Source organism: Dietzia sp. (assembly GCF_036741115.1).
Classification (GTDB): domain Bacteria; phylum Actinomycetota; class Actinomycetes; order Mycobacteriales; family Mycobacteriaceae; genus Dietzia.
In genome coordinates, this window is sequence record NZ_DAINST010000092.1 from 1 (window position 1) to 9,698 (window position 9,698).

Sequence of the window (9,698 nt, forward strand, 5' to 3'; positions counted from 1 at the left end):
CGAGCTGGGTCGTGGCGAGCGAGGTCGAGAGGTCGTCGATCGAGCGCATCGCCACGCGCGCGAGGCGGCTGCCCTCCGCTGCGGCGGGCTCGACGTGGTGCCGGCGTGCGGCGACCATCGCGAATTCGGCCGCGACGAAGTACGCGTTGAGCGCGAGGAGGACGACGAGGACGGCGAGGGCGACGGGATCACTCATCGGGCTTCGTCCTCCTTCTCGGCGTGTAAGTAGGCATCGTCTTCGGGCTCGGCATCGCCGCCCTCGGGAAGCACGAGGGCGAGCAGGGAACCGACGCGGTTGTCTTCCACCGCCTCGACGGTGAGGCGGACGCGGACGCGGGTGGGAAGGTCGTCGTCATCCCGGTGCTCGACGTCCAGGGCGGTGACCTCGATCGCGTCGCCGGTCTCGGGGAGGCGGTCGAGGCGCTCGGAAAGCAGGCCGGTGAGCGTCGCGGTCTCCTCCGGGTCGGGCAGCTCGGCGCCGAGGACGTCGCCGAGCTCGTCCGGGCGGAGGAGGCCCGAGACCTGGACCCCACCGCCGGGGCGGGTCGTGTGGACTATCGTGCGGGAGTCCTGCTCGTCGTCGATTTCGCCGACGAGTTCCTCGATGAGGTCCTCGAGCGTGACGATGCCGGCGGTGCCGCCGTACTCGTCGACCACGACGGCCATCTCGTTGGCGTCCTCGCGGAGGACGCGCATGAGCGGGTCGAGGGTCATCGATTCGGAGACGACGGCGAGCGGCCGCGCGATCGTGGCGACCGCGACATCGGCGCGCTCGGTCTCGGGGATCTCGAGCGCCTGCCGGAAGTGGACGACGCCGAGCACGTCGTCGACGCTTTCGCCGAGGACTGGGAAGCGCGAATGCCCCGTGCTCGCAGCGAGCGAGAGGAGCTCGGCGGCGTTCTCGGTGTCGACGAAGCGGACGAGCGGGCGGGCGAGCATCGCGTCGGCGGCCGTACGGTCGCCGAACTCGATGGTCTGCGCGACGAGGTCCGCGGTGTGCGCGTCGAGGACGCCGACGCGGCCCGAACGGTTGACGGAGCTGAGCAGCTCGGCCCCCGAGCGCGCGGTCGTGGGCTCCTCTGTGGGCTCGAAGCCCAGGGCGCGGAGCACGGCGTTCGCGGTGCCGTTGAGCAGCCACACGAGCCAGCCGAAGCACCACATGAATACTGCCTGCGGCACCACCGATAGTCGGACCACCCGCATCGAGGCCGCGAGCGCCCAGTTCTTCGGGATGAGCTCACCGAAGACCATCTGGGCAAAGGTGGCGATGACGAAGGCGGCGGTGGTGGCCACGGCGACCGCGGCGACGTCCGGCGCGCCGACGGCGCGGAGCACGGGCTCGAGGAGCGTGCCGATCGACGGCGAGGCGATGAAGCCGGCGATGAGGCTCGTGACGGTGATGCCGAGCTGGGCGCCGGAGAGATTGGTGGAGGTCCTGGAGAGCGACCGTTCCGCGAGGGCGGCGATGCGATCGCCCGCAGCGGCGTCGCGGCGGACGGCGGCCCTGTCGACAGTGAGGAAGGAGAACTCGACCGCGACGAACAGGGCGTTGGCGAGGACCAGGAGGAGAAATGCCAGGAGAAGAATCCAGGCGGTGAGCAAATCGTGCCTTTCTCGCGCGAGGCGAATGGGGGTCGATTCGGGCGAAAGCCCACGCCCCGGTGGGACGGTCGCGCCGCGACCCGTGCGGCGCTGTGGAGATAAGAGACTTTTATAGCACAGCTCTAGTCGAGAAAGCACGGCCTACCTGGTCTTTAACCAGTGCAATATGGCTATTTGTGCTGGAACTGCGGCGCCCGCAGGACCCGCGCGGCGCTCCGGGACCGGCCGCCGCGAGGCCGCTATAGTGCCGCTATAGTTCGAGGCAGAGCAGGTTGAGGCGGCCGGAGGGCTGCCACCGGCCGGAGAGCCCGAGTAGAGCCCCGCGAGGAGAAGGTGAGTTACATGACCCCCAATCCGTTCGGTCGCGTGATCACCGCGATGGTCACGCCCATGCACGAGGACGGCTCGATCGATTTCGAGTCCCTCGCATCTCTCGCGCGCCACCTCGCCGACAACGGCCACGACGGGCTCCTCGTCAATGGCACGACGGGCGAGTCCGCCACCACCACGGACGAAGAGGACTACGAGTGCGTCCGCGTGGTCGTCGAGGCTGTCGGGGATCGCGTGTCGGTCATCGCGGGCTGCGGCACCAACGACACCGAGCACTCCGCCCGCGCGGCCGGCGAGATGGCCGAGCGCGGGGCGGATGCGTTGCTCGTCGTCACTCCGTACTACAACAAGCCGACCCAGGCGGGGATCGTCGAGCACTTCCGCCAGGTGGCGAAGGCCGGGAACGGCCTGCCGATCATGGCCTACGACATCCCGGGGCGCACCGGCCTCGCGCTCACCTCGGACACGATCCGCGAGCTCGACCGGATCGAGGAGGTCAAGGCGCTCAAGGACGCGAAGGGCAATCTGTTCGAGGCCTCGCGCATCATGGCGGAGACCGACCTGCTGTGGTTCTCGGGCGAGGACGAGCTCAACCTCGCGCACCTCGCGCAAGGTGCGGTGGGAATCGTCTCCGTCGTCGGGCACCTCGCGGGCAACCAGTACCGCGAGATGATCGAGGCGATCGACGCGGGCAACATCTCCCAGGCCCGCGACATCCATCGCAGGCTCATCCCAATCGTCGACGCCCTGATGCATACCTCGCAGGGCACGATCCAGGTCAAGGCCGCGCTGAAGATGCAGGGGATCATCTCCTCCGACCGCCTCCGCATGCCGCTGCTCCAGGGGCCGCAGGAACACCGCGACAAGATCGTGTCCGCGCTCGAGGCCAGCGGGCTCGGCTGATGCGCACCGCGGGGCGAGGCCTGCGCTCGAGCAACGGGCGGCGGCTCGTCCTCGCGGGCAGCGGCTCGATTCTGCGCACTTCTCGGGTCGGCCTGTCGGTGCGCGCCGAGGCCATGGACGGGCACCGCTGGGAGTTCCGAAGCTCGTACGCGCTGCGCCGCTCGTATCAGGCCGTCGAACGCCCGCGCTCCGAGGCAGAGGCCGACGCCGGCGGGGACGGCGCCGGAACGGACTCGGGGAAAGGCGGCGCCGCGGAGGTGGTCGGCGAGTTCTCGCGGCCGCTCACCCTCGGGCGTAACGGACCCTTCCTCTGGTACGGCCACGAGTTGGGCTTCCGGCCCACCTCGCTGTTACGGAAGGACTGGACCCTTTCTGACGTCGAAGGCCGCGAAATCCTCGACGTCCATGCGCATGCGATGTTCGGAAAGAACAAAGTGACGCTGCGCGGCCGCGACGACGCTACCAATTCGATTCCGCACATGGACGGTCTCGAGCTCTTCTGCGTGTGGCTCGCCACGCGGTTCTCGCTCGAGCGGATCCGGGCAGCGGGGGCCTGAGGGCTGGGCGGCCCATCCCGGTCGCCGGGCCGGCCACCGAATTGCCGGCGCGGCCGCCACCGGACGGTCTCCCGTGCGCCACGGGACTGCGGTCCGACGCCTACCGGTTTGTCACCGGACTGCTACTGGACTTCGTCCAGCCGCCGCGCCTCGCGGACGGCCTCCCTGCCCCGGAGCATCTGATTGGTGATCGCGAGGAGCGGGCGGTTCTTTCCGACGGTCTGGAACGCCCACGAGCTGAACACGAGGAAGCGGTTGGAGAAACCGACCAGGCCCATGAGGTGCACGAACAGCCAGATCAACCAACCGACGACGCCGTAGACACGGGCCTTGCCGAAGAGGTCGGCGACCGCGGAGAACTTCGCCACCGTGGCCATCGAGCCGAGATCCTTGTAGACGAACGGCGGACGGTCGGCGACTGTTTCTTCGCCGGCCTCGAGGCGCATGACCCGCTCGGCCGCGTACGCCCCGCCCTGGATGGCGCCCTGGGCGAGTCCGGGGACGCCCTCGACGGCGGCCATATCGCCCACGCAGAACACCTCGGGGTGGCCGGGGAGCGTGAGGCTGGGGCTGACCTCGACCCGGCCGGCGCGGTCGACGTCCGCGCCCGAGGCGGCGGCGACGTGCCGCGCGAGCGGGGCGGCCTCAACACCTGCGCCCCAGACCTTGCACGAGGAGGGGATCCGCTTAGTCTCGCCGGTCTCCTTGCGCCTGACCGTGACCCCGTGGCGGTCGATGTCGACGACCCGGGTGTTATTGAGCACCTCGACGCCGAGCTTCGACAGCGTCTTGTGGGCGTGCCCGCCGAGGTGGTCACCGAACGTGGAGAGGATCTCGGAGCCGGAGTCGACGAGGATCACGTGCGCCTCGGAGGTGTCGATGTTCCGGTAGGCATCGACGAAGACCTCGCGGGCGAGCTCCCCGATCTGCCCGGCCATCTCGACGCCGGTCGGGCCTCCGCCGACCACGATGAACGTGAGGAGGCGGCGGCGCTCCTCGGGGTCGTCGCAGGTCTCGGCGCGCTCGAAGGCGTTGACGATGCGGCTGCGGATCTCCAGGGCGTCGTCGATGGTCTTGAGCCCGGGCGCGTATTCCTCGAAGTGGTCGTTGCCGAAGTACGACTGGTTCGCCCCTGCAGCGATGATCAGCGAGTCGTATTCGAGCGGGGTGCGTAGGCGTTCGCCGTCGATCCCAGGGGATTCGAGCGCGAGCGTGCGGGTCTCGAGGTCGACGTGGGTGACGGTGCCGAGGAGCGTGGCGACGTTGTTCTGCTTCTCGAGGATCATCCGAGTAAGCGGCGCGATCTGGCCGACGGAGAGGGTACCCGTGGCGACCTGGTAGAGCAGCGGCTGGAAGAGGTGGTAGCCGACCGTGGAGGCGAGCGTGACCTCGAAGTCCTCGGCGCCGGCGAAGGCCTGCGCGGCGGAGAGGCCGCCGAATCCCGAGCCGATGATGACGACGTGGTGCTTGCCGTCGTCCTTACTCGAGCGGACCTGGTTCCGGGTGTCTGCCAGCACGTCCGTGTTCATGTCTTTCGCCATGTCCGCCATGTCCCAGACTTCCTTCCCTCGAACCTGCCGCGAGCGCGACGCCCGCGATGTTACTGCGGTCCGGCGCGTATTTCTCCGCGGGGGAGGGGCCGGGGCCGCGCGGCCCAGGGACCGCGAAAGCTCCATACTGCATTCGAGGCCTTTCTGTGACACAATCGTTACGTTCGATGTGAGTCCCGACCTGGACCTCGGGCGCACATCCCCGCGCTCGAGGCCCGCTACGGGCGGGAATTCGCAGCTCGTCGATAGACCATTCGATTTACGGAGACCTCATGAGCCTGGATCGTCGATCCTTCCTTCGCCGCACGGGCATGGGCGCCGCCGTGGCCGGCGCCGCGGCCGTCGGTGCCGCACCGCTCGCCAACGCCCAGCTTCCCGATCTCGGCAGCCTGCAGTTCGGCGGCGAGCCGATCACGGGTGCCGGCAACAGCCCCATCCTCGGCACCATCCTCGACTACTCCGCGGGCGTGCCCGCCGCCGGCTCCGTTCGTGCGGCCGGCCACCTCGGCGCAATCCGCTACTGCTCCAATCGCCGCCCCGGCGCGGAGTGGATGCTCGGCAAGCCCCTCGCTCGCCCGGAGACCGACGATTTCCGCGCCAACGGCCTCACCATCACGTCTTGCTACCAGTTCGGCAAGGGCGAGACCACCGACTGGCTCGGCGGATGGGCAGCGGCTCTCCAGCACGCCCCGCAGGGCATCGGAATCCACTACGCCGCCGGCGGAACCCCCGGCGCCGCGATGTATGTCGCCATCGACGACAACCCGTCGCGCGCCCAGTACGACAACCAGATCCGTCCGTACCTGCAGGCATGGGACATGGCGCTTCGCGCCTCCGGTCTCGTGCTCGGCGTGTACTGCAACGCCCCGACCATCGACTGGTGCCGCGGCGACAATCTCGGGACCTACTACTGGCAGCACGGCTGGGGTTCGGGCGGCGTGATCCACCCGCTCGCCACGATCTACCAGATCCCCGGTCGCGCGGACACCGTCGGCGGCGTCTCCTCCGACGTCAACAACGTGTACTCGCGTAACTACGGCCAGTGGCGCTAGTCGCTCTACTCGATTCCCCGCCCAGCGGCCCACCCGCCGCTCTCGGCGGACTCGGTATCGCTCCGGTCCGCCGAGTAGGGTGGTCGAAGTGACGAGCACCGAACATCTGCCCCGCACGTCGGCACCGCAGCACGTAGCGGAACCCTGCCGCGTGGATTCGCAGGCGGCGCGCGTCTGGGACCGCCTGTCGGACGATGCCCGCGATGCCAGCAGGGAACCGCTTGTCGCCGGGCTCGTCCTCGACCTCATCGACGGCTGCGACACGTTCGCCGAGTCCCTCGCCCGCCTGGCCGCCGCACGGATCGCGACCCCCGAAATCGGGCGTCACGTCCTGGAGAAGGAGATCGGGCGGGTGTTGAAGGACGCCCCCGCCGTCATGGATGCCGTGGCTGCGGACCTGGACGTGTCCTACACCCGCAACCCGGCCTACCCGAACCTGCTGGTTCCGTACCTCTTCGCGAAGGGGTTTCTCGGCTTCCAGATCCACCGGGTGGCGCACGAGATGTGGAAGTCCGGGCGGATCATGGCCGCGTCGTTCCTTCAGTCGCGCGTGTCCGAGGTGTTCGCGATGGACATCCACCCCGCAGCCGTTGTCGGCTCGGGGATCCTCGCGGACCACGCCACGGGGATCGTCATCGGCGAGACTGCCCGGATGGGCGACTGCGTGTCGATCCTCCAGGGCGTCACGCTCGGCGGCACGGGCAAGGAGGACGGCGACCGGCACCCCAAGGTGGGCAACGGCGTGCTCCTCTCCGCCGGAAGCAACGTGATCGGGAATATCAGCATCGGCGACAACTCCAAGGTGGCGGCTGGTTCCGTGGTGCTACACGACGTCCCGCCGTTCGCCACCGTCGCCGGCGTGCCGGCCAAGGTCGTGCGCATCGCGGAGCCCGATGTGGTGCCCGCAGAAGCCATGGACCAGACGCTCGAGGAGTAGCGCGGTGGCCGGTTCGTCGGGCGCCGCCCGCGCGAGGGGATTCAACCTCCGCTCGGGGGCGCGGATGCCCGCGGTGGGCCTCGGCACGTACCTCCTCGGCGATTCGCCGGACCCCTCCGCTCGCGACGCGGACCTCCGCGGTCTCCATGCGGCTCTCGAGGCGGGCTACCGCCACATCGACACCGCGACCGTCTACGGGAACGAGGCCTTCCTCGGCGCCGCGCTCGCGGAGGCGGGCATCCCGCGCGCGGACCTGTTCCTCACCTCGAAGCTGCGCAACGACGAGCATCGCGACGTGCGCTACCGCGAGGCGCTCGAGGCCTCCCTCGAGGCGCTACGCACCGACTACCTCGATCTCTACCTGATCCACTGGCCGCTGCCGTCTCTCGGCCGCTTCACCGAAGCGTTCGACACGCTGCTCGAAGCCCGGGAGGAAGGGCTCGTGCATGACGTCGGAGTGGCGAATTTCCTCCCCGCCCACCTCGATCGCCTCGTCTCCGAGTGCGGGGAAGCCCCGGCCGTGGACCAGATCGAGTTCCATCCCTCGTGGAGTAATCCGGAGACGTTCGCCCGGTGCCGCGAGCTCGGGGTGCAGGTGGTGGCGTACTCGCCGCTGGCCCGCGGGGCGGATTTCGGTGCACCGGCCGTGCAGGAGGCGGCGGCCGCCCACGGCGCGACGGCCGCGCAGGTGGTCCTCACCTGGGCGCTGCAGCAGGGCGTCGCGGTGATCCCGAAGTCCGCGAATCCCGATCGACTCGGCTCGAACCTCGCCGTGGGGTCCGAGCCCCCGCCCTTCGAGCTCTCGCCCGCGGAGATGGAGGCGATCTCCGCGCTCGACGGCACGGGGCAGATGGGGCACGATCCGGCAACGTACGAGCGGATGCGCACGCCTCCCGCCGGCGGATAGCCGGGGCATAAGCAACAGCGACGGGCCTCTCGGTTGCCGCGGACGGCTCGGTTGCGACGGCCCATGCAGTCGCGGTGGGCTGCTCGATTCCGGGGAAGGAGAGAGGGGCGGGGCGCCCGCGGCGCCCCGCCCCTCTCCATGCCTTCGTGCCGGTGTGCATCCGGAGGCGAACTCCGACCGATTAGCCGAGCGCCGCGACTGCCGCGTCGTAGTCCGGCTCCTGGGTGATCTCGGGGACGAGCTCGGAATGGAGGACCGTGCCCTCGGCATCAAGGACGACCACCGAGCGGGCGTTTAGCCCGGCCATCGGGCCATCGACGAGCGTGGTGCCGTAGTCCTTGCCGAAGTCCGAGCGGAAGGTCGAACCGGTACGGACGTTCTCGATGCCCTCGGCGCCGCAGAAACGACTGGCCGCGAACGGGAGATCGGCAGAGACGCAGAGCACCTCGGTGTTATCGAGGCCGCTGGCGAGCTCGTTGAACTTGCGCACGGAGGTCGCGCAGACGCCGGTGTCGATCGACGGGAAGATGTTGAGGACGACGCGCTTGCCGGCGACGTCCTTGCTGGTGATCTCGGAGAGATCCGAGCCGACGAGCTCGAAGGCGGGGGCCTTTGAGCCGACCGCGGGGAGTTCGCCGATCGTGTTGACGGGATTGCCCTTGAGGTTCGTAGTAGCCATGGCTTCGTTCTACCGGAAGTTCGGAGGGTCCGGGAGGCACGCAGGGTTTTGTTAAGATTTGGACACTATTTGGTATCGAAGTTGTTGTAATTTACCTTCGAGCTGGCTAGTGTAGGTGGTGCGGAAGTCACTCTAGTCACTTCCGTAACAAATCTGTGTCTGTCGCGCCACGGGCGTGTCCCGACCCCTCTGGGCCGAAAGGTTTTGCATGTTCTTCAGCTCTCGTCGCGGTACTCGAGTCGCCTCTGCCGCAGCCCTCGCGATCGGCATGGCCGCCGCGGGCGCCGCTACCGCCTCGGCGCAGTCTGTGGAGATGCCCACGGATGCGGCCCTCTACAACGGCGGTGCCTCGCTCGTGTGCCAGCAGGCCCCGCCCGAGATCCTCGCGAAGTGCGGCGAATACGAGCACTTCACGGGCGACAGCCCCGCGGTCCTCGCGGTCAACCCCTTCACCACGAATATCGTGGTCCTCGGGGCCGGACTCTACCCGGACGGAGGCATCCAGCCGGTCCTCGAGTCGCGCCTCAACACGGCCCTCCGAATCGCGAACCAGTACCCGACGGCGCCGATCATCGTCACCGGAGGAGCGCCGAAGAACGGCCGCACCGAGGCCCAGGCGATGTTCGACTGGCTGGTCGGCGCAGGGGTCGACCCCGGCCGGATCACCCAGGAAGGCAGCTCCGGGGACACCATCCAGAACGCCAGGAACTCCTCGCGGATCCTCGCCGATCGCGGCGCGACCGCCGCCGTGCTGGTTACGCAGGACTTCCATCTCCCGCGCGCGGTGCTCAACTTCCGCCAGGCGGCGGCCGGCTCGATTCCGATCACCGGAGTCATCGCGCCGTAGTCGCGCATGCTTCTGCGCCCTCGGCCTGCGGCACGGTGACGCAGGTCACTATGATGCGAGCATGGCTGTTTCAGTGCAGAAAGACATCGACATTTCCGCCTCCGTCATGGAGATCATGGAGGTCATCGCCGATATTGACTCGCTCCCCAACTGGTCTTCGGCCCACTCGGAGGCGAAGGTGCTCGAGTCGGATTCGGAGGGCTGGCCGGTCCTCGTCCACGAGAAGATCGCCCAGTTCGGCGTCAAAGACGAAATGACGCTGAGGTACGAGTGGTACGAGGGCGAGGTCTCGTGGGAGCTCGTGGAGCCGAGCTCGGCGCAGAAGCGGCAGGAG

Annotated in this window: 11 protein-coding genes; 7 read left to right on the forward strand and 4 right to left on the reverse strand. The window is 68.8% G+C overall.

All coding sequences use genetic code 11. The features are described from left to right. Both V7E05_RS12305 and V7E05_RS12310 read right to left on the reverse strand, forming a co-directional pair. Positions 1-196, reverse strand: a 196-nt coding sequence (locus V7E05_RS12305) for a CNNM domain-containing protein (RefSeq protein WP_333619939.1), incomplete at its 3' end; no start/stop codon positions are given. Beyond that, positions 193-1,602 (reverse strand): hemolysin family protein, encoded by a 1,410-nt coding sequence (locus tag V7E05_RS12310; RefSeq protein WP_333619940.1) that lies wholly within the window; start codon positions 1,600-1,602, stop codon positions 193-195. The genes V7E05_RS12305 and V7E05_RS12310, both read right to left, overlap by 4 nt. A 342-nt stretch (positions 1,603-1,944) precedes the next feature. Between V7E05_RS12310 and dapA the strand changes: the two genes are divergently transcribed. Further along, positions 1,945-2,835: a 4-hydroxy-tetrahydrodipicolinate synthase gene (dapA, locus tag V7E05_RS12315; protein ID WP_333619941.1), complete on the forward strand. Its 891-nt coding sequence runs from the start codon at positions 1,945-1,947 to the stop codon at positions 2,833-2,835. Beyond that, positions 2,835-3,392 carry a hypothetical protein gene (locus V7E05_RS12320; protein ID WP_333619942.1) on the forward strand — a complete coding sequence of 186 codons (558 nt, stop codon included), beginning with the start codon at positions 2,835-2,837 and terminating at the stop codon, positions 3,390-3,392. The genes dapA and V7E05_RS12320 overlap by 1 nt, the downstream gene beginning before the upstream one ends. Before the next feature lie 122 nt (positions 3,393-3,514). Here the strand turns inward: V7E05_RS12320 and V7E05_RS12325 are convergent, their stop codons facing one another. Continuing rightward, positions 3,515-4,942 (reverse strand): NAD(P)/FAD-dependent oxidoreductase, encoded by a 1,428-nt coding sequence (locus V7E05_RS12325; protein WP_333619943.1) that lies wholly within the window; start codon positions 4,940-4,942, stop codon positions 3,515-3,517. A gap of 272 nt (positions 4,943-5,214) precedes the next feature. Here V7E05_RS12325 and V7E05_RS12330 point away from each other — a divergent pair, with 272 nt between their 5' ends. The 3 genes from V7E05_RS12330 (at position 5,215) to V7E05_RS12340 (ending at position 7,838) form a co-directional block, all read left to right on the forward strand. Continuing rightward, positions 5,215-5,994, forward strand: coding sequence for a DUF1906 domain-containing protein (locus V7E05_RS12330; protein ID WP_333619944.1), 780 nt, complete (start codon positions 5,215-5,217; stop codon positions 5,992-5,994). A gap of 88 nt (positions 5,995-6,082) precedes the next feature. Further along, positions 6,083-6,931, forward strand: a complete 849-nt coding sequence (epsC, locus tag V7E05_RS12335) for a serine O-acetyltransferase EpsC (protein ID WP_333619945.1) — start codon at positions 6,083-6,085, stop codon at positions 6,929-6,931. A gap of 4 nt (positions 6,932-6,935) precedes the next feature. Then, complete coding sequence (locus V7E05_RS12340; protein ID WP_333619946.1) at positions 6,936-7,838, forward strand: aldo/keto reductase; 903 nt, start codon at positions 6,936-6,938, stop codon at positions 7,836-7,838. Between the two features lie 181 nt (positions 7,839-8,019). Here the strand turns inward: V7E05_RS12340 and tpx are convergent, their stop codons facing one another. Beyond that, positions 8,020-8,517: a thiol peroxidase gene (gene tpx, locus V7E05_RS12345; protein WP_333619947.1), complete on the reverse strand. Its 498-nt coding sequence runs from the start codon at positions 8,515-8,517 to the stop codon at positions 8,020-8,022. Between the two features lie 208 nt (positions 8,518-8,725). Here tpx and V7E05_RS12350 point away from each other — a divergent pair, with 208 nt between their 5' ends. Further along, positions 8,726-9,364, forward strand: a complete 639-nt coding sequence (locus V7E05_RS12350) for a YdcF family protein (RefSeq protein WP_333619948.1) — start codon at positions 8,726-8,728, stop codon at positions 9,362-9,364. Between the two features lie 61 nt (positions 9,365-9,425). Next, on the forward strand, positions 9,426-9,698 hold a 273-nt coding region (locus V7E05_RS12355; RefSeq protein ID WP_333619949.1), incomplete at its 3' end, for an SRPBCC family protein.

Coding starts and splice junctions, on each gene's coding strand:
- tpx (WP_333619947.1), bottom strand. CDS start 8,517: ATGGCTACTACGAACCTCAAGGGCAATCCCGTCAACACGATCGGCGAA.
- V7E05_RS12325 (WP_333619943.1), bottom strand. CDS start 4,942: ATGGCGGACATGGCGAAAGACATGAACACGGACGTGCTGGCAGACACC.
- V7E05_RS12350 (WP_333619948.1), top strand. CDS start 8,726: ATGTTCTTCAGCTCTCGTCGCGGTACTCGAGTCGCCTCTGCCGCAGCC.
- V7E05_RS12320 (WP_333619942.1), top strand. CDS start 2,835: ATGCGCACCGCGGGGCGAGGCCTGCGCTCGAGCAACGGGCGGCGGCTC.
- V7E05_RS12330 (WP_333619944.1), top strand. CDS start 5,215: ATGAGCCTGGATCGTCGATCCTTCCTTCGCCGCACGGGCATGGGCGCC.
- dapA (WP_333619941.1), top strand. CDS start 1,945: ATGACCCCCAATCCGTTCGGTCGCGTGATCACCGCGATGGTCACGCCC.